Origin of the sequence: Actinopolyspora mortivallis DSM 44261, from assembly GCF_000384035.1 — a bacterium.
Classification (GTDB): domain Bacteria; phylum Actinomycetota; class Actinomycetes; order Mycobacteriales; family Pseudonocardiaceae; genus Actinopolyspora; species Actinopolyspora mortivallis.
This window is the reverse complement of sequence record NZ_KB913024.1, coordinates 201,088-221,096: the sequence shown is the minus strand read 5'-3', so window position 1 is coordinate 221,096 and position 20,009 is coordinate 201,088. Positions and strand designations below refer to the sequence as shown.

General features: G+C 70.4%; 9 protein-coding genes. 4 read left to right on the top strand and 5 right to left on the bottom strand.

Going from position 1 to position 20,009, the window contains the following annotated elements:
• Positions 1–53 precede the first annotated feature (53 nt).
• Complete coding sequence (locus tag ACTMO_RS20030) at positions 54–4,142, bottom strand: ADP-ribosylglycohydrolase family protein (RefSeq protein WP_019852811.1); 4,089 nt, start codon at positions 4,140–4,142, stop codon at positions 54–56.
• Between the two features lie 223 nt (positions 4,143–4,365).
• Positions 4,366–4,842, bottom strand: coding sequence for a carboxymuconolactone decarboxylase family protein (locus ACTMO_RS0101135; RefSeq protein ID WP_019852810.1), 477 nt, complete (start codon positions 4,840–4,842; stop codon positions 4,366–4,368).
• A gap of 45 nt (positions 4,843–4,887) precedes the next feature.
• On the opposite strand from ACTMO_RS0101135, the gene pdxR reads away from it, so the two are divergent.
• Together pdxR and ACTMO_RS0101125 are read left to right on the top strand one after the other, a co-directional pair.
• Positions 4,888–6,306 (top strand): MocR-like pyridoxine biosynthesis transcription factor PdxR, encoded by a 1,419-nt coding sequence (pdxR, locus tag ACTMO_RS0101130; protein ID WP_019852809.1) that lies wholly within the window; start codon positions 4,888–4,890, stop codon positions 6,304–6,306.
• Between the two features lie 110 nt (positions 6,307–6,416).
• Complete coding sequence (locus ACTMO_RS0101125) at positions 6,417–6,881, top strand: DUF6319 family protein (RefSeq protein WP_019852808.1); 465 nt, start codon at positions 6,417–6,419, stop codon at positions 6,879–6,881.
• Between the two features lie 223 nt (positions 6,882–7,104).
• Here the strand turns inward: ACTMO_RS0101125 and ACTMO_RS0101120 are convergent, their stop codons facing one another.
• Positions 7,105–11,016, bottom strand: a complete 3,912-nt coding sequence (locus ACTMO_RS0101120) for a DNA-directed RNA polymerase subunit beta' (RefSeq protein ID WP_019852807.1) — start codon at positions 11,014–11,016, stop codon at positions 7,105–7,107.
• Between the two features lie 92 nt (positions 11,017–11,108).
• Positions 11,109–14,591, bottom strand: coding sequence for a DNA-directed RNA polymerase subunit beta (gene rpoB / locus ACTMO_RS0101115; RefSeq protein WP_019852806.1), 3,483 nt, complete (start codon positions 14,589–14,591; stop codon positions 11,109–11,111).
• 713 nt (positions 14,592–15,304) lie between these two features.
• On the opposite strand from rpoB, the gene ACTMO_RS0101105 reads away from it, so the two are divergent.
• Both ACTMO_RS0101105 and ACTMO_RS0101100 read left to right on the top strand, forming a co-directional pair.
• Entirely contained in the window at positions 15,305–18,490 is a 3,186-nt protein-coding gene (locus ACTMO_RS0101105) for a CHAT domain-containing protein (protein ID WP_019852805.1), read from the top strand.
• A gap of 42 nt (positions 18,491–18,532) precedes the next feature.
• The gene (locus ACTMO_RS0101100; RefSeq protein WP_019852804.1) at positions 18,533–19,459 is read left to right on the top strand and encodes an ADP-ribosylglycohydrolase family protein; all 927 of its coding nucleotides are present in this window, start codon (positions 18,533–18,535) and stop codon (positions 19,457–19,459) included.
• 35 nt (positions 19,460–19,494) lie between these two features.
• On the opposite strand, the gene ACTMO_RS0101095 is transcribed toward ACTMO_RS0101100, so the two are convergent.
• Positions 19,495–19,803 (bottom strand): thioredoxin domain-containing protein, encoded by a 309-nt coding sequence (locus tag ACTMO_RS0101095; protein ID WP_026448751.1) that lies wholly within the window; start codon positions 19,801–19,803, stop codon positions 19,495–19,497.
• Between the last annotated feature and the right edge of the window lie 206 nt (positions 19,804–20,009).

The following is a 20,009-nucleotide window of genomic DNA, read 5'->3' as shown; positions in this document are numbered from 1 at the left end:
CGGGCGGCGACTCCGTCCCCGCCCGAACGACCATCACACGATCAGGTGGGACATCAGTTCTCGACGGACTCCCCCGTCAGATCGAGTTCGCCGGTGCTGACACTGTTGATCCGCCGTGGCGCGGGCTTGGGGGGACGCCCTTCCCCGAGGGTCGCCGAACCCGCCTCCGCCGAGGCACCGTCCCCGCTGCCCACGGGAGCGACCGGTTCCGGGGTGGCCCGGGACCGCTCCGCCCCGGACGCGGACACCCCGTCCTCCTCCGCACCCGGGGACTCCGGGCCCGGCTCCGCGGCCTCGACGGGAGCGGGTGCGTCCCCGGCCGACTCCGGGACCACCGGGATGACGCTGGTCTCCCGCCCGTCCTCGGCCCCGGCACCGTCCCCTCCGGCCACGGGTGTCGCCGTCCCCTCCTCGCGGGTCCCGTCCACGGGGCCCTGCCCCGAGCCGACGAGAGGGTTCGGCTCCGCCTCCGTCGCCTCTCTGGGGGCGGTGTGGTGCGGAGCGCCCTCCTCAGCCTCCTCCGGCAGAGGCGCGCTCCACCGCTCCTGCCGTGGATCCCGCTCGTCCGGTTCCGGATTCCACCGCTCCTCGGATCCGTCCCGCTCCTGCGCGGCGCCGTGTTCGGCCTCCGGTTCGCAGTCGGGAAGGTCGAGTTCGGACTCCGGCCCGGTGTCCACCACGCTCGACGTCCCGACGGCCTCCGGCGCGGCGGGTTCGGTCCGCACCGGGTACCGACGACGCCAGTCACCGTCCTCCTCGACGGCAGCGGCGGGAGTCTCGGCACGCAGCCGCGCGTCGAAGGCGGCGACGCAGTCCATGGCCATCCGCTCCACCGTGTCCCGCAGTTCCAGCTCGGCCATCCAGTCCACGGGAAGGGCACCGACACCGAGCTGGGCCCCCACGATGCCACCGCACACCGCCGCCGCGGCGCTGCTGTTGCCCGAGTGGTGGACGGCCGTGCGCAGCGCCCCACGCACGTCCTCGGCGGTCAACGCCGCGCAGACCGCGATCCCCAGGACCTGGTCCGCGCGTGTGCCCCCGCCCAGTCGGGACTCCAGTTGGTGGGGCTCCGGCCTGCCGGCCGCGGCGAGCTCGGCCGCCTCGGACAGTGCCGCGCTGGTGTCCTCGTGGCCCTGCCAGGTCTCCAGCACCTGCAACGCCAGCCACACCCCGTCGTCCAGCCCCCTGCCGAGCACGGCCTGCTGCACGATCACCGCGAACGCCCCGGCGGGCAGATAGCCGCTCGGGTGACCGTGGGTGAGGCTCGCGATCCGCACCCCGAGGTCGAACACCTCGGCGGGCTCGGCCGACCAGAACGCGGCCGGCAGGGCACGCACCAGCCCTCCGCAGCCGGTGGAGTTGTCCACCGGCGCCGTCTGGTCGCCCTGCGCGGAGCGGTCCCCGAAGGCCTCCAGCTCGGCGTAGACCGAACCGCCCGGGGAGCGCACGGCGAAGAGTTCGGACACCCCGACCAGCCAGCCGTCCGGTTCCGGGAACCGCGTGACCAGGTCGCCCACCGCCCACGGCCAGGAGACCCCCTGGGTGTGCAGCCAGCGCTGACTCGCCAGCCGCACCTCGCGGAACGGGTCGGCGTCCCCGCCCGCCTGGGCCTCGCCCGCCCGGATCAGCCCCTCGCAGGTGAACAGCATGGTCTGGGTGGCCGCCGTGACCGCTCCCCTGCTGCCCGCGTACTCGGTCATCCCGCCGGGGCCGTGGGCGCCGTAGCGTGCGGTGAGTTCCTCCGCCGACATGGGGGTCGGTCCCGCCCCGAAGGCGTCGCCGGTGGCGCTGCCCAACAGGCAGCCCAGGATCCGTTCGGTGGTGGAGGGCACGGCCGCGTCCGGTTCCTCGACCACCGCGTGCTCCCCACCCGAGGAGGCCGTAGAGGGTTCCCCCGTCGACTCGGGCTCACCGGTCCGCCCGGCGGTGGACTCGTCCCCCCGCATGACCATGCTCTCCATGTAGGGCACCTCGACGGAACGCCCGGTGGACAGGCGGGAGACCAGCTCCTCCCAGGAGGGGTTCTCCTCGGAGTCACCGCCTTCCTCCCGTCGGGAGTGCTCGCCGTCGGCGGCCCCTCGGGGCGGGGTGCCCTCCCAGGGGTTCCGCGGGAGCGGAGGAAGCTGGTCCATGCCCGGAAGCCTGATCCGTGCTCCCCGCTGCTGGGTTCCCTCGTCCCGGGGGTTCTCCGGTGCGGAGACGACCCCGAAGGTGGTGTCCTGCCGGGGCCGCTCTGCCTCCGGCGTCGGCGTCCCCGCCTCCTCCGGGGTCTCCCCCGGGGTGGCTCCGAGTTCCGGGAAGCCCTCCTCGGGCGCGGGCTCAACCTCGCGGTCCGGGGACTCGGGGACCTCCTCGGTGTCCGGCTCCTCGTGCGCGGAGGAACGCGGCGTCCGCCGCTCCCCCGCTTCGGCGGTCTCGGGGTCGGCGGGGAGGGGTTCCTCCGCCACGGGCGGTTCCGGCGCGGAGACGGGCTCCTCCGGATCACGCACCGTCCCGGAGGGCGGCTCCTGCCGGTCGTCCCCCTCCGTCCACTCGGGCGCGCGCAGGAGGATCCGGTCGGTTCCCTGCCCGGAGCCGTCGGGGTGCGGCTCCGGACGCTCGGGGTCCGCACCCGCCGTGTCCCCCGGATCCCCCGGGTCCGTGGCGCTTCCTTCCGAGGTGGCCGGCACCGAGCTCTCCGCGTGGTCCCGCTCCCACGGCGCGCTGCGTCCCGCCGCGTGGGGCAGGCCGTGGGGGTCCGTGTCGGGTGCCTCCTCCCGTGCCGGGGGCGTGTCACCGCCCGGGTGCTCCCCTGCCGGCGGAGGAGCCGCTCCTTCCGGGGTTTCCTCCGGCGTGCCGGGCCGTTCCGCGGTGGACCGTTGCCCACCGGGGGCGGTTTCCGGGATCTCGTCGACCACGGGGGGAAGCACCTGGGTGGGCGGGGCCTGCTCCACGGGACCGGGGGGTTCGCCCCGGGTCGTCTCCACCGTCCAGCCGCCCCCTCCCAGCTCACGCGGGTCCTCGCCCTGGACGTAACGCCGCGCCCATTTCGGTGGCTCCGGAGGGGCGAAGGCCTCGGCGGCGTCGGAGGCCAGGGTCTCCAGGACCTCGCGGATGTCGAGTTCGGCCCTCCAGCGCGGCGGAATCGCCTCCGGCCCGTGGATCGCTCCCGCGAGCTGACCGGCCAGCGCACCGGCCACCGCGCTGTCCGCCGAGTGGTTCACCGCCGTGACCACGGCGTCGGTGAAGTTTCCCGCCGAGGCCACGGCCGCGACGGCGATGCCCAGTTCCCCCAGTCCCTCGGAGGGGCAGAACTCGATGTCCAACATGCGCGGATCCGGCTGTCGCCCCTGCTGGGCGATGAACATCGCCGAGTGCACGGTCCGCAGCACGGCGGCGGGTGGAACCCCCTGTTCCTGGTGGGAACGGTGGAGCTCCCAGGAACGCACCGCCTCCCACAGCGGGGTCCCGTTGAGCAGACCGCCCAGCACGTCGGCGTGCAGCGCGCTCGCGGCCCGCGTCTCGTAGTGCCCGGTCAACAGGCGGGGGACCCTGGAGGCTGTGGCGGCCACCCGGCGGGCGTCCGGGCTCCACACCATCAGCGGAGCCGTCCACACCAGACAGTCAGCGAAGGCCTCCTCCCCGGCGGGGGCGTCCCGGAGCGGACCGGAGGTCGGATCCGCCGGGAAACGGTCCACCAGGGCGGACAACAGGCGCAGCGCGTTGCCGCCCGGATTGCGCGTGGAGAACAGCTCGGGGCGCTTCAACAGCCAACCGGCCGGTTCGGGGTGACTGCGCCAGTACCCCGCCATGGCGTAGGCCCACGGCACCCCCTGGGTGTACAACCAGGCCAGGTGGTTCGAACGAACCACGGGCAGCGGATCCTGTTCACCGGTGGCCCGCGCCCGCAGCAGGGCGTCCACAGTGAACACGGTCAGTTGGGAGAGATCCGAGACCGCCCCCCTGCGACCGAAGACCGGCAGGAAGTCGACCGCACCACGACCACCGAGCCACTGGTGGATCGCGGGCAGGCTCCACCCCCGCACCCCGGAACCGAGCACGTCACCGACGGCCCCTCCGAGCAACGCGCCACGCAGCCGCTCGGACCAGCTCAACGGGCGCGTGGCGGCGAAATCCCCCGGACGGGATCGACTGTCACTCATCGGTGGTCTCTCCTGATCGCTCGGGACTACCGGATCATCCTCCGGAAGCGCCCCGTGCCGACCGGTCCCGGCACCGGTCTCCCCCGCCGAGCGGATGGCGAGGACCGTCCCTCTCCCGCGAAACCCCGACATCCGGCCACCGAGGCGTCCCCGTCGGACTCACCCTCACCCGTGGTTCGTTCCGTGCCAGCAGAGACTACCAACCCCCGCCCGGGGGCGGGGATCACTCGGCGGAGTCCCGGGCCGCCGAAGCCGGTTGGGAACGCGTGGTCACCGCCAACCTGTTCCAGGCGTTGATGGTCGTGGCGGCCCAGAGGAGCGCGGCCAGCTCGGCGGGGGAGAACCGCTTCTCCGCCTCGGCCCACACCTCCTCCGAGACCCCCTCCCGGTGGATCAGCGTGACCTCCTCGACCAGGGCCAGCGTCGCCCGCTCCCGGTCGGAGTACAGATCCACCTCCCGCCAGGCGGGCAGCACGTCGATACGCCGGTTGTCCACACCGGCCGCGCGGGCGTCGGTGATGTGCATGTCCAGGCAGAACCCGCACCCGTTGAGCTGCGAGGCACGGATCTTGAGCAGTTCGTGGAGCTCGGTCTCCACCCCGGCGTCCCGCAGCTCCCCGGCCACGGACTGCTCCAGAGCCCGCATCGCCCGGTAGGTGCGCGGAGTCAGCTCCGCCGGACTCATCCGTTGCTGTGTCATGCGTCCACGCTAGGGCGCGAACGGGTGGTTATATGGTCCAGTTCGATGCACGGGAACGAGTCCAGTTCACGCTCGGCACGCTCCCTCGGGCTGGATCTGCACCTGGACCGCCCCTCCGGGCCGAGCAGCCGGGCCCTGGCGGAGGCGATCCGGAAGGCCGTACGAACCGGCAGACTGCCCGTCCACAGTCGACTTCCCTCCACCAGGGAACTGGCCGCCGACCTCGGCGTCTCCCGGGGAACCGTCACCAGGGCCTACGAGCGGCTCTCGGCCGAGGGGCACCTGCTCCTCCGCCAGGGCACCGTCCCCCGGGTGGCCACGGCCCCGCCCAGCGGAACGAGTCCGACCGCGCTGCCGGTCACCCGGCGGCAAACCCGGCTGCGCTGGGACCTGCTCCCGGGCAAACCCGACCTGAGCGCCTTCCCCCGAACGGCCTGGGCCCGCGCTCAGCAGCGCGCGCTGCGCACCACCGCCGCGGCGGAACTCGACTACGGGGACCCCTGCGGTCACCCGGCGCTGCGCACGGCGCTCGCGGAGTACCTGGGCAGAACACGCGGTGTGCACGCCACGGCCGAACGGATCGTGGTCTGCGAGGGGCACCGCCACGCTCTCGCGGTGCTGAGCACCGTGCTGGGCGAGCTCGGAACCGAGTCGATCGACTTCGAGGATCCCTGCCTGCCACACCTGCGCGAGGTTCCCGCTCGCGGCGGACTGTGGGTGCGCGGCGTACCGGTCGACGGGGAGGGCCTCGACGTCACCGCCGTCCGCAGTCCCGCGGTGGTGGTCACCCCCGCCCACCAGTACCCCCTCGGCGCGACGATGTCCCAACGCCGCCGCCACGCGCTGTGTGCGGCGGCCGTGACCGACCAGCGCTGGATCGTCGAGGACGACTACGACGGCGAGTTCCGCTTCGACCGCGAACCGGTGGGAGCCCTGCAACGCCTCGCCCCCGACCACGTGGTCTACTCCGGAACGACGAGCAAGACGCTCGTCCCCGGTCTGGGGCTGTCCTGGCTGGTGCTGCCGCGCGGGCTGGTGCGTGCCGTGCGGGAGGTCAGAACACGGCTGAGGCTGGTCCCTCCGGTGTTCGAACAACTCACCCTGGCGGAGATGCTCCGTTCGGGAAGCTATGATCAACACGTGCGGCGCTGCCGTGCGAGCTACCGACGACGGAGGCTACGGATCGTTTCCGCCATTCGCGAGTCACGGACGCGGCACGAGCTCTACCCCGCCGGTATCGCGGCCGGTCTGCACCTGACGTTACGTCTGGACCCGGAGGGTCTTTCCGAGGAACGGATGTTGCAACGTATGCGACGGCATTCGGTGGCGGTGGAAGGACTGTCCGACCACTGGATGAACGAGCGAGAACGTCAGGCAGGCCTGGTGATCGGTTACGCCGCCCCACCGGGGCACGCCTTCGACAGTTCCCTGCGTGCGCTGATGCGGGCACTGTCCCCTTCCTGACCCCGCCGCCCGCGGGGGACGGCACCTCGTGCCCGTCTCCCGCCCGGAATTCCCGTGACACGAGCGGCCCCGGTTTCCCTTCCGCACCGGTGCGACCCGAGAGAGGAACAGTGGACGAACAACAGGACCTTCCCGCCGACCACGTGACCGAACAACCCGCACAACCCACCGAGGAGCCCTCGGCGACGCCCTCCCCGGACGAGCAGGAGTCCGGACAGAACCAACCCCGGAACACCGAGTCCGGCGGCACCGAGCAGAGCTCCGGCTCGAAGAAGAAGGGACGCAAGCAGAGCGGTGCCCGCAAGACCCGCTCGGTCGAACTCACCCTCACCGTCAGCGGTACCGCCGACGGGGAGTGGCAGGCCGATCTCACCCACGCGGGCAAGAAGATCGTCCAGGGGCTGCCGCTGACGGCCTCCTCGGTGTCGAAGGCGGCCGGGGAGCTGCACACCGACATCTCGGAGGCGATCGAGTCCGTGCTCGCCGAGGCCCGTCAGCAGCACGAGGCGCGGCTGGCCGAGCTGGAGGCGGAGTTGCAGCGGGTTCGCAAGACACTGGAGGAGCTGGAGAGCTGAGCTCCGAGGTGAGTGTTCCCGGCCCGGCCGCTTAGGGGCTCGCCCGGCGGAACCTCTCGGGGCTCGACGCCGTCCCCGCCCACAGCGTGGGGCCCGCGCGGGGTTCCGCCACCGCCCCGAGGAGTCTCCCGACGAAGAAGGGCTCCCCGCTCGGAGGAGACGAGCGGGGAGCCCGGAACGGGACGGCCGGGCGCGCACCGTGCCGCGGCGCGCGCCCCGCCGGTCAGCGGTAGTCGCGTCCGAAGTCGAAGTCGTCCAACGGCACCGCACCACCGGCCCCCGGACCGAAGACGTCCGGGGCGTAGTACCCGTCGTCGTAGGACGGGATCGCGTAGGCCGCCGCCCGAGCCTCCTCGGTCGGCTGCACCTGGATGTTGCGGTACTTGTTGATACCGGTACCGGCCGGGATCAACTTACCGATGATCACGTTCTCCTTCAGGCCGATCAGCTTGTCGCTGGCACCCTCGATCGCCGCGTTGGTCAGGATCCGGGTGGTCTCCTGGAAGGAGGCCGCCGACAGCCACGACTCGGTGGCCAGCGACGCCTTGGTGATGCCCATCAGCACCGGACGGCCGGAGGCGGGTTCGCCGCCCTCGGAGACCACCCGCCGGTTCTCGGCCTCGAACTGGGCCCGCTCCACGGGCGAGCCGGGCAGGAACTCGGTGGCCCCGGAGTCGATGATGATGACCCGCCGCAGCATCTGCCGGACGATGACCTCCACGTGCTTGTCGTGGATGCCCACACCCTGCGAGCGGTACACCTCCTGCACCTCGTGCACCAGGTGCAGCTGGGCCTCCCTCGGCCCGAGCACCCGCAGGATCTCGTGCGGGTCGACGGCGCCCTCCATGAGCCGCTGGCCCACCTCGACGTGGTCACCGTCCTCCAGCTGACGTTCGGTCCCGTCGACGTTGATCACGGCGAGCCGCTGCCGCTTGGACAGCTTGTCGTAGACGATCTCGTCGCTGCCGTCGTCCGGGATGATCGTCATCTTCCAGTAGCGGTCGTTGTCCTCCAGCCGGACCCGCCCGGAAGCGTCGGCGATCGGCGCCTTGCCCTTCGGCAGCCTGGCCTCGAACAGCTCCTGCACACGCGGCAGACCGGCGGTGATGTCGTCGTTGCCGACACCGCCCTGGTGGAAGGTACGCATGGTCAGCTGCGTGCCGGGCTCACCGATGGACTGCGCGGCGACGATGCCGACGGCCTCGCCGACGTCCACCAGCTTGCCGGTGGCCATGGAGCGGCCGTAGCAGTAGGAGCAGACCCCGGAACCGGACTCGCAGGTCAGCACGCTGCGCACCCGCACGGTGGTGACTCCGGCCGCCAGCAGGGTCTCGATGGCCGGGTCACCGAGGTCGGAACCGCGGGCGAACAGGATGTTGCCCTCGGAGTCGGTGACGTCCTCGGCGGTCATGCGGGCGTAGACGCTGGTCTCCACGTTCCGCTCGCGCACGAGTTTGCCGTCCGGGGTCCTCTCCGCGATCGGCATCCGGATACCGCGGTCGGTGCCGCAGTCCAGTTCGCGCACGATGACGTCCTGCGAGACGTCCACCAGACGTCGGGTCAGGTAGCCCGAGTCGGCGGTCCGCAGCGCGGTGTCGGCCAGACCCTTGCGGGCACCGTGGTTGGAGATGAAGTACTCCAGCACCGACAGACCCTCACGGAAGTTGGTCTTGATCGGCCGCGGGATGTACTCACCCTTCGGGTTGGACACCAGACCACGCATACCGGCGAGCTGGACGATCTGGGACATGTTCCCGGCCGCGCCGGAACGCACGATCATGCTGATCGAGTTGTCGTCCGGGAAGTTCTCCTCCATGGCCTCGGACACGTCGTCCTTGGCCGCGTTCCAGACCTTGACCAGCTCGGCGTTGCGCTCCTCGTGGGAGAGCGCACCACGGCGGTACCGCTTCTCGACCTGGTCGGCCTTCTCCTCGTAGGAGTCCAGGATCTCCTTCTTGTTCGGCGGAACGAGCACGTCCGAGATCGCGGTGGTCACACCGGAACGCGTCGCCCAGTAGAAGCCCGCGTCCTTGAGCTTGTCCAGGGTCTGGGCGACCGCGACCATCGGGTACCGCTCGGCGAGGTCGTTGACGATCGCACCCTGGGCCTTCTTGCCCAACATCTTGTTGACGAAGGGATAGTCGGACGGCAGCAGCTCGTTGAACATCACCCGTCCGAGGGTGGTTTCCAGGGTCAGCGGCTGGCCCGGCTCCCAGTCCTCCGGCGTCTCCTCCTTCGGAGGGACGATGTCGCGCATCCGGATCCTGACCTTGGCCTGCAGGTCCAGCGCCCCGAGGTCGTGGGCCATGATCGCCTCGTCGTAGGAGGAGTAGGCGTGCCCCTCACCGGTGGCACCCTCCTTCTCCCGCGTGAGGTAGTACAGCCCGGTGACCATGTCCAGTCGCGGCATCGCCAGCGGACGTCCGGAGGCGGGCGAGAGGATGTTGTTGCTGGACAGCATCAGCACCCTGGCCTCGGCCTGGGCCTCGGCCGACAGCGGCAGGTGCACCGCCATCTGGTCGCCGTCGAAGTCGGCGTTGAACGCCTCGCAGACCAGCGGGTGCAGCTGCACCGCCTTGCCCTCGACCAGCTGGGGCTCGAAGGCCTGGATACCCAGCCGGTGCAGCGTGGGCGCACGGTTGAGCAGCACCGGGTGCTCGGAGATGACCTCCTCCAGCACGTCCCAGACCTGCGGGCGCTGCCGCTCGACCATCCGCTTGGCGGACTTGATGTTCTGGGCGTGGTTGAGGTCGACCAGCCGTTTCATCACGAACGGCTTGAACAGCTCGACCGCCATCTCCTTCGGCAGCCCGCACTGGTGCAGCTTCAGCTGCGGGCCGACGATGATCACCGAACGGCCCGAGTAGTCCACACGCTTACCGAGCAGGTTCTGCCGGAACCGGCCCTGCTTGCCCTTGAGCAGGTCCGACAGCGACTTCAGCGGGCGGTTGCCCGGGCCGCTGACCGGGCGGCCGCGCCTGCCGTTGTCGAACAGCGCGTCCACCGACTCCTGGAGCATGCGCTTCTCGTTGTTGATGATGATCTCGGGAGCCCCGAGGTCGATCAGTCGCTTGAGCCGGTTGTTGCGGTTGATGACCCTGCGGTAGAGGTCGTTGAGGTCCGAGGTCGCGAAACGACCGCCGTCGAGCTGGACCATCGGACGCAGGTCGGGCGGGATGACCGGGATGGCGCCGAGCACCATGCCCTGCGGGCTGTTCTTGGTCGTCTGGAAGGCCGCGACGACCTTGAGCCGCTTGAGGGCACGCAGCTTCTTCTGGCCCTTGCCGTTGCGGATGACCTCGCGCAGCCCCTCGGCCTCGGCGTCGATGTCGAAGTTGGCCAGCAGCGCCTCGATGGCCTCGGCACCCATGCCGCCGGTGAAGTACTCGCCGTAGCGGTCGTAGAGCTCGCGGTACAGCGACTCGTCCGAGATCAGCTGCCTCGGTTCGAGCTTGGTGAAGGTCTCCCAGATCTCGTCGAGCTTGTCGATCTCCTTCTGGGCCCGCTCGCGGATCTGGCGCATCTCGCGCTCGCCGCTCTCCTTGACCTTGCGGCGGGCGTCGCTCTTGGCGCCCTCCGACTCCAGCTCGGCGAGGTCGGACTCCAGCTTCTGGGCGCGGGCCTCCAGGTCCGCGTCCCGCTGGTCGGCGATGTTCTTGCGCTCGACGCCGATCTCGCTCTCCAGCGTCGGCATGTCGTTGTGCCGCATCTCGGTGTTGACCGAGGTGATCACGTACGACGCGAAGTAGATGATCTTCTCGAGGTCCTTGGGCGCCAGGTCGAGCAGGTACCCCAGGCGGCTGGGTACGCCCTTGAAGTACCAGATGTGGGTGACCGGCGCGGCCAGCTCGATGTGGCCCATCCGCTCACGCCGCACCTTGGCGCGGGTGACCTCGACGCCGCAGCGCTCGCAGATGATGCCCTTGAAGCGGACCCGCTTGTACTTACCGCAGTAGCACTCCCAGTCGCGGGTGGGACCGAAGATCTTCTCGCAGAAGAGCCCGTCCTTCTCCGGCTTGAGGGTGCGGTAGTTGATCGTCTCTGGCTTTTTGACCTCGCCGTACGACCACTGGCGGATCTCGTCGGCAGTCGCCAGTCCGATACGGAGTTCGTCGAAGAAGTTGACGTCAAGCACGTCGGGTCTTCTCCCTTTGTTGGGGGTGTGCCGGGTGGACGTGGGGCCGGTTCGCGGGGACCGCGGCGGGCCCCCGCGAACCGGTGACGAGGTCAGTTGACAACGTCGTCGACCGAAGGAGTCTCGTTCTTGGACAGGTTGATGCCGAGGTTGGCAGCGGCCCGTTCGAGGTCCTCGTCGTCACCGTCACGCATCTCGATGGCGGCGCCGTCGCTGGAAAGCACCTCGACGTTCAGGCACAGCGACTGCAGCTCCTTGAGCAACACCTTGAACGACTCCGGGATACCCGGTTCAGGAATGTTCTCGCCCTTGACGACCGCCTCGTAGACCTTGACGCGCCCGAGCACGTCGTCGGACTTGATCGTGAGCAGCTCCTGCAGCGTGTAGGCGGCGCCGTAGGCCTGCATGGCCCAGCACTCCATCTCACCGAAGCGCTGGCCGCCGAACTGGGCCTTACCACCCAGCGGCTGCTGGGTGATCATCGAGTAGGGCCCGGTCGACCGAGCGTGGATCTTGTCATCCACCAGGTGCAGCAGCTTGAGGATGTACATGTACCCGACCGCCACGCGGTGCGGGTAGGGCTCCCCACTGCGTCCGTCGATCAGCATCGCCTTGCCGTCGCCGTCCACGATCCGCTCACCGTCGCGGTTCGGCTTCGTGGAGGCCAACAGGCCGGTGATCTCCTCCTCCCGGGCACCGTCGAACACGGGGCTGGCCGTCTTGGTCCCCGGCTCCACCTCGTAGAGCTCCTCGGGAATCTTCTGGGCCCACTCCGGATCCCCGTCTATGGACCATCCCTGGGAGGCTATCCAGCCCAGGTGGGTCTCCAGCACCTGTCCGATGTTCATACGGCGCGGCACACCGTGGGTGTTGAGGATGATGTCCAACGGGGTGCCGTCCTTGGTGAACGGCATGTCCTCGATGGGCAGGATCTTGCCGATCACACCCTTGTTGCCGTGCCGACCCGCGAGCTTGTCGCCGTCCTGGATCTTGCCCTTCTGGGCCACGTAGACCCGGACGAGCTCGTTGACTCCGGGCGGGAGCTCGTCGTCCTCCTCGCGGTTGAACACGCGCACGCCGATGACCTTTCCGGTCTCGCCGTGCGGCACCTTCAGCGAGGTGTCCCGAACCTCCCTGGCCTTCTCGCCGAAGATCGCGCGGAGCAGGCGCTCCTCGGGGGTCAGCTCGGTCTCACCCTTGGGGGTGACCTTGCCGACCAGGATGTCCCCGCCCTGCACCTCGGCACCGATCCGGATGATGCCGCGCTCGTCGAGGTCGGAGAGCACGTCCTCGGAGACGTTCGGGATGTCGCGGGTGATCTCCTCGGAGCCCAGCTTGGTGTCGCGGGCGTCGACCTCGTGTTCCTCGATGTGGATCGAGGTGAGCACGTCGTCGCGCACCAGCCGCTCGGAGAGGATGATCGCGTCCTCGTAGTTGTGCCCCTCCCAGGGCATGATGCCGACCATGAGGTTCTTGCCCAACGCCATCTCACCGTTCTCGGTGGAGGGGCCGTCGGCGATGACCTGTCCGGCCTCCACACGCTGGCCCTCGTCGACGATGGGCTTCTGGTTGATGCAGGTGCCGTGGTTGGACCGGGCGAACTTCTGCAACCGGTAGGTGCGCCGGTTGCCGTCGTCGGCCATGACGGTGACGTAGTCGGCGCTGACCTCCTCGATCACCCCGGAGTTCTCCGCGGTGATCACCATTCCCGCGTCCACGGCGGCACGCAGCTCCATGCCGGTACCGACCAGCGGGGCCTCGCTGCGCAGCAGCGGCACCGCCTGCCGCTGCATGTTGGCACCCATCAGGGCGCGGTTGGCGTCGTCGTGCTCCAAAAACGGCAGCATGGCCGTGGCGGCCGAGACCATCTGGCGCGGCGAGACGTCCATGTACTCGATCTCGGTGGGGGCGAGCAGCTCGACCTCGCCGCCCTTCCTCCGGCCGAGCACCCGCTCCTCGAGGAAGTTGCCGTTCTCGTCGATCGGCGTGTTCGCCTGCGCCTTGACGTAACGGTCCTCCTCGTCGGCGGTCAGGTAGTCGACCTGGTCGGTGACCACACCGTCGACCACCCGCCGGTACGGGGTCTCGATGAACCCGAAGGGATTGACCCGCCCGAAGGTGGCCAGCGAGCCGATGAGACCGATGTTCGGCCCCTCCGGGGTCTCGATCGGGCACATCCGACCGTAGTGCGAGGGGTGGACGTCACGGACCTCGACACCGGCCCGCTCCCGGGACAGCCCGCCGGGGCCGAGCGCGGAGAGCCTGCGCTTGTGCGTCAGACCGGCCAGCGGGTTGGTCTGGTCCATGAACTGGGACAGCTGCGAGGTCCCGAAGAACTCCTTGATCGCGGCGACCACCGGCCGGATGTTGATCAGGGTCTGCGGGGTGATGGCCTCCACGTCCTGGGTGGTCATGCGTTCCCGGACGACCCGCTCCATGCGGGAGAGGCCCACGCGCACCTGGTTCTGGATCAGCTCTCCGACGGTGCGCAGCCTGCGGTTGCCGAAGTGGTCGATGTCGTCGAGCTCGACCGGGACCCGGTTGTCCTCCGGACCCATCCACTTCTCGCCCGCGTGCAGGCGCACCAGGTACTCGATGGTGGTGGCGATGTCCTCCTCGGTGAGCACACCGCTGGAGAAGGGCAGGTCCAGCCCGAGCTTCTTGTTGACCTTGTAGCGGCCGACCCGGGCCATGTCGTAGCGCTTCTCCTTGAAGAAGAGGTTCTCCAGGAGGGTCTGCGCGCTCTCCTTGGTCGGCGGTTCACCCGGACGAAGCTTGCGGTAGATGTCCAGCAGGGCCTCGTCCTGGCCGGCGGTGTGGTCCTTCTCCAGGGTCGACAGCATCGTCTCGGAGAAGCTGAACCGCTCGCGGATCGCCTCGGCCGTCCAGCCCAGGGCCTTGAGCAGCACGGTCACCGGCTGCCTGCGCTTGCGGTCGATACGCACACCGACGGTGTCGCGCTTGTCGACGTCGAACTCCAGCCAGGCTCCCCGGCTGGGAATGATCTTCGCGCTGTATACGTCCTTGTCCGTCGTCTTGTCGACGGTCTGGTCGAAGTACACGCCCGGCGAGCGGACCAGCTGGGAGACCACGACACGCTCGGTGCCGTTGATGATGAACGTCCCCTTGTCGCTCATCACGGGGAAGTCCCCCATGAAGACCGTCTGGCTCTTGATCTCGCCGGTCGTCTGGTTGATGAACTCCGCCGTGACGAACAGCGGAGCCGCGTAGGTCATGTCCTTGTCCTTGCACTCCTCGATGGAGGCCTTGACCTCGTCGAAGCGCGGGTCGGAAAAGGACAGCGACATGGACCCCGAGAAGTCCTCGATCGGGGAGATCTCGTTCAGAACCTCTTCCAGACCGCCGACTGGGGCTTCCTCGCCGGCATCGACCCGGCGCTGGAACCAGGCCTCGTCACCGACGAGCCATTCGAAGGATTGAACCTGCAGATCCAGCAGGTCGGGTACTTCCAGCGGCTCACGGATCTTCTCGAAAGAGACCCGCCGGGGGGCCCCAGGGATCCCCCTCGTGAAGTTGGAAGCTGCAGAGACCTTGGTCGCGCGGGAGACTGCCAAGATGCGTCCTTCCGGGACTCTGAACTGGCTGCAACCGTATTCGGACGCGGCGGACCGAATAGCACGGCTGTCAAGTGTGCAATGGCGCCCACGTTCCGATGCCCCAGCTCAGGGCTACCTGTGAAGAGTCCTCGGCCGGGGAACAGGGGAAGCGGGCAGCGCAACGTAGTAGTCTAGCTCGCGTACCGCTCGCTGTCGAGAGGGGGATGCCGACACCCTCTGCTACAGCGGTCCACGCCTCGCCCGCTCGATCTTCCGCTCCGGCTGTGCTCCCGGTGTGTGCCGTGAACAAGCGTGGCCTTCCACGGCCCGTCAGTCAAGAGCCGACCTCCGCTTCACCCCCACGGGGGAGAAGATCATCACTCGATGTGACCCCCCACCACGTGTCGACCTCCCCCCGTTACTCTGAGTACCACAACGACGCGCCCGTGAACTCGATAACGCCGACGGCTCCCTCGGAGATCCTCCCCGGTGAGATCTCCATCCCTCGGGGAAGAACGCGGGTTCTTCCCACAGTCCGGACGATCGGCATCCGTTTTCCACCGATACCCCGGCGGAACCACGAAGCTCCCTCGTATCGTCTCCTCCAAGTCGGTGGAGATCCACGAGCGGGGCCCGAACGTGCGTGAGCCACGATCTTACGGGATATCCGGCCGCCACCCTCGAAGACCCACAGCCTCGGTTCCACACCAGCGGTGACACGGGAGAACAGGATGGACAACCAGCGGCACCAGCGGAATCAGCCGTTCCACGAGAACAGCCGGTCACCAGCGACGCCCCCCGAACGCCCCACGGACACCGGAAACAGCTGGTTCACCACCGCCGACGAACCGGCCGAGACCACCACACGGCCCTCCCGCGCGGGCGGCGAGGAACAGACGCCCCAGCAGCGCTACGCCGAGGCCCTCACCGCGCTCAACCACATGATGGCCAGCTTCGACTTCCAGGCGCTGTCCTGGGTGACCGAGGTGCTGCGCGCCACGGTCAACGCCCTGCCGGAGAACGACCCCTCCCGCCCCAGTGTCCTCAACAACCTGGGCAGCGCCGCACAGCTGGCCCACCTGGCCTCGGGCGACCCGGCCCACCTGGAGGAGGCGATCACCTACTACCGCTCGGCGGCGAACTCGGCCCACCCCGACGACCCGGACGCGGTGCTCTACCTGAGCAACCTCGCCCTGGCCCGCACGGACTGCGCCAACCGGAAGGACTCCGCGCAGCTGGCCGCCGACGCCGTGCGCGCGGGCCGCCGCGCCGTGGAACGAGTGGGCGACGCCGACGCGGCCACCGACCCCGAGGGACGGGGCAAGCACCGCGCGACGGCGCTGCTGCGCCTGGGCAACGCCCTGAAGTCCCACGCGCGGCTGGCCACCGACAACGAGTCGGACGACGAGTCGATCGACGTCTTCCGGGCCGCCCTGCGCGCCTCCTCCGGCGGAGACGATCCGGACCTGCTGACCAGCCTGGGGCTGGCCCTGCTGCGCAGGCACGAACGCAACGCCGAAGCCAGCGACCTGGACGAGGGGATCACGTACCTGGGCAAGGGGGTGGGGCTGCTGCCGGAGGGCCAGCACCGACGTTCCGTGCTGGTGCGCCTGGCCGAGGCGCTGCGGCTGCGCTACCGGCAGCGTGGCGACCTGAACGACCTACAGTCGGCGATCGACGAGCTGTTCGGGATGCTCGACAACCTCGACCAGGGCAACCTGCTGCTGGGCAGACTGGTCTGGAACCTCACCTCCACCACGGTGGAACACCTGGACAGCAGCGGGGAGCAGCACAACCTGTACCGGGCGCTGCGGTCGGTCAGCCCGATGATGCGCGACCTCGCCGCCGACGACCCGAACCGCGCCGTGGCCCTGGCCAGCTACGGCGCCCTGGCCCGCAGGCACTACCTGCACGGCGGCAACACGGCGGCCCTGGACACGGCCGTGGCCGCCGGGGAGGCCGCCGTGGAGGCCGAGGCCCCGCCGAGGCAGCGGTGCGCGGTGCTGAACTCGCTGGTCTCCACGCTCATCACCAGGTTCGAACGGGCCGAGGACCGGGGCGATCTGGACCGGGCTGCGGAACTGGCCGACGAGGCGTTGCGGTCCTCGGAGGTCCGCACCGCCCCGCAGTACACCTCCTACGCCCAGCTGGGTGTGATCGCGGCCCACCGCCACCGCATCACCGGGTCCCCCGAGGAGCTGGAGACGGCGATCGAGATGTTCGACCGGGCGCTGATCGCCATGCCGGACTCCGCCCCCGAGCGGGTGGCGGTGGCCACGCATCTCGGTCGCGCCCTACAGACCCTCTACCGCAGGACCGGCCGGAAGAAGACCTACCGCTGGGCTCGCCGGACGCTGACCGAAGCCGCCACCCTGCCCACCGGGCCCGCCGACCAGCGGCTCAGGGCGGCCAACCTCTGCGGCAGGCTGGCCGCCCACGCCCACCGGTGGTCGGAGGCACTCGACTCGTTCACCCTCGCGGTGGAGCTGCTGCCGCTGGTCACCCAGGGCAAACGGGCGGTGGCGAGTTCGGCGGTGCAGCGTCGCTGGGCCCACGTGACCGCCGACGCGGCGGCCTGCGCCCTGGAGGTCGGCAAACCGGAACGGGCGGTGGAGCTGCTGGAGCACGGGCGCGCCGCGTTGTTCTCCGAGCTGCTGCCGGGCGGCGGCGAGCTGGGGCGGCTGAACCGTACCCACCCCGAGCTGGCCACCGCCGCCGTGCGGCTGCGGCGCCTGCTGGACCGGCCGGGCGAGGAGCCCGTGCTCAGCGACACCGACCTCGGCACCGAGGTGGAGGAACGCCGCTGGTTGGCCACCACCTGGCAGGAGCTGTTGGAGGAGATCCGCGCCGAGGACGGCCACGGGCGGACCATGGTGCCCCTGGAGTTCGCCCGCCTGGCCGAGGCCAACGACCAGGGCGCGGTGGTGCTGGTCAACCTCAGCAGGTACCGCTCGGACGCGATCATCGTGTTCGGTGGGCGTGCCATGGTGGTCAACCTGCCTACGGCCTCCCCCGAGTCGGCGCAGCGGCACGCGGAGACGGCGCTGGAGGCCGCCCAGCGGAGCCAGCGCACCGCGGAGAGCGAACACGCCCTGGCCGAGACCCTCGACTGGGTGTGGCACAGCATCACCCGCCCCGTGCTCGACCGCATGGGCTACACCCGCACCCCGGCGCAGGGGGTGCGCTGGCCCCGCCTCTGGTGGAGCTGCCAGGGCCCCTGTTCCTTCCTGCCGCTGCACGCGGCCACCTCGGCGGAGGGGGACTCGGCCCTGGACCGGGTGGTGTCCTCCTACACTCCCGGCCTGCGCACCCTGCTGGAGAGCGCCTCCCGTGGCGACCCCGCCGCCGGGGGCTCGCTCGTGGTGGGCCCGCCGGACCAGCAGCACACCGAGCATCCCGCGCGGATCCCGGCACGGCACTGGCCGTCGGCGACGATGCTGGCCAACGGGGAGCACACCGCCGAGGACGTGGTCGCCGCGCTGCGCCGCCACGCCTCGGTGCACATCTGCGAACCCAGCACGCAGAACGCGGCCCGGCCGGCGGCGAGCCTGGTGCTGGACCGGGAGGAACGCGAACTGGCGCTGAACCTGCTGGAGCTGGGCCAGTACGATTTCGGCAACGCCCGCTTCGCCTGTCTGGCGCGGTGTCGCACCAGGGAGAACCCCTCGGCCGCCGCGTTCACCCTGGCCGACGCGTTCGCCTTCCTCGGGGTCGTGCACGTGATCGGCACCCTGTGGGTGATCAACCGGGGCGCTGCCGAGGACGTGCTCTCGGCCGTGTACGCGGAACTGTCCCAGGACGGGGAGTTCCGCGGCGGGTGGAGCCCGACCGTGCTCAGCGGGGTGGTGCGCAGGCTACGCCGCCGCTATCCGGACACCCCCTCGCTCTGGGCGGGCTACGTCCACGCGGGACGCTGACCCCGCCACGCACGTTTCCGACGGAGTCGACGGAGGGATTCTGTGAACACACACGATCGGGCCGACCGGGCACGCGGGCTGCTGCTCGGGGCAGCGTTGGGGGACGCGCTGGGGGCTCCCTTCGAGGGCAGGTCCCATGTTCCCGAGGACCTGCTGGACGAGCTGGAGGAGGACACCGGGCAGCTGCCCTACACCGACGACACCGTGTTGACGCTCGTGCTCGCCGAGCACCTGCTCGAACGGGGTCCCGACGGCGATCTCGACGAGGACACGCTGGCCACCGGTTTCGCCCGGGCCTGGGAGGCCGAGCCGGGACGCGGCTGGGGCGGGGCCGTGCGGGACGTCTTCGGGGAGATCCTGGCCGGGGGGCACTGGCAGCGGGCGGCGGCTCGCCTGTTCGGCGGGGCGGGTTCCTTCGGCAACGGAGGGGCGATGCGGGTGGCTCCGGTGGCCCTGGTCGCCTCCGACTCGGGTGAGGCGGCCGAGCTCGGCCGCCGGAGCGCTCGGATCACCCACGCCCACCCGGACGGTTTCCACGGGGCGGCGGTGCAGGCCTGCGCCGCGTGGCTGGCGCTGTCCGGATTCCCCGACCCGAGCACCGAGCGGCGGCGTTTCCTGGACGTGGTGGCCGGTGGCTGCGGGGATCAGCGCTGGTTCTCCCTGCTGGAACAGGTGGACTCGGCCACCGGGGCCGCCACGCCCGAGCGGGCCGGGGAGCTGCTCGGCAACGACGTGAGCGCGGTTGGTTCCGTGCCGCTGGCCCTGCTGGCCTTCCTACTGCATCCGGACTCCCCCAGGGAGGCGATGCGTTTCGCGATCAGGGCCGGTGGGGACACCGACACCGTGGCGAGCATGGCCGGGGCGCTGGCGGGGGCGCGCTGTGGTGCCGCCGCGCTGCCGGAGGGGCAGCTGCGGCGTCTGGAGGGGTGTTCGCGACTGTACGAGCTGGGCACGGCACTGGCCCAGTGAGCGGCTGAGCCCGCTCGGCCGGTTCGGGCGGAGCTTCAGCGGGCCGGTTCCAGCGCCCGGACGAGCTGCTCGACCGTGGGAACCCCGGCCGGGCCGTCGGGGGTGTGGTAGATCCGGCAGCTCAGCCCGCCCACGGTCTCCTCGGCGGGGAAGGGGTCGTGGCCGTCGACGCGGAAGGTGGGGGATCCCGGAAACCCCAGGGCCTCGGCGTCCTCGTGCGTGGCCACGGAGCGGGCCTCGACCACGGCGTCGGTGGCTCCCAGGGCGACGAGGGCCTCGTCGAGGCGTTGCCGGGCGGGTTGCCGGTTCGGGCAGTCCGGGCTACAGAGCAGTTCCACACGCACACCCTCAGGATGCCCGCGAGGTGCGGCCGAGGGAAGCGAGAGGTGTGATCCTCGCCAGCCCCGAAGGGCTGGCGCCACCTGGCCCGTGGCGGCCATCTCGGTCATCCACTCTCCGTTGCGATCCTCGCCAGCCCCGAAGGGCTGGCGCCACTCGGCGTGCTCCTCACGGGGCCCGGTTGCTGTGGGTTGCGATCCTCGCCAGCCCC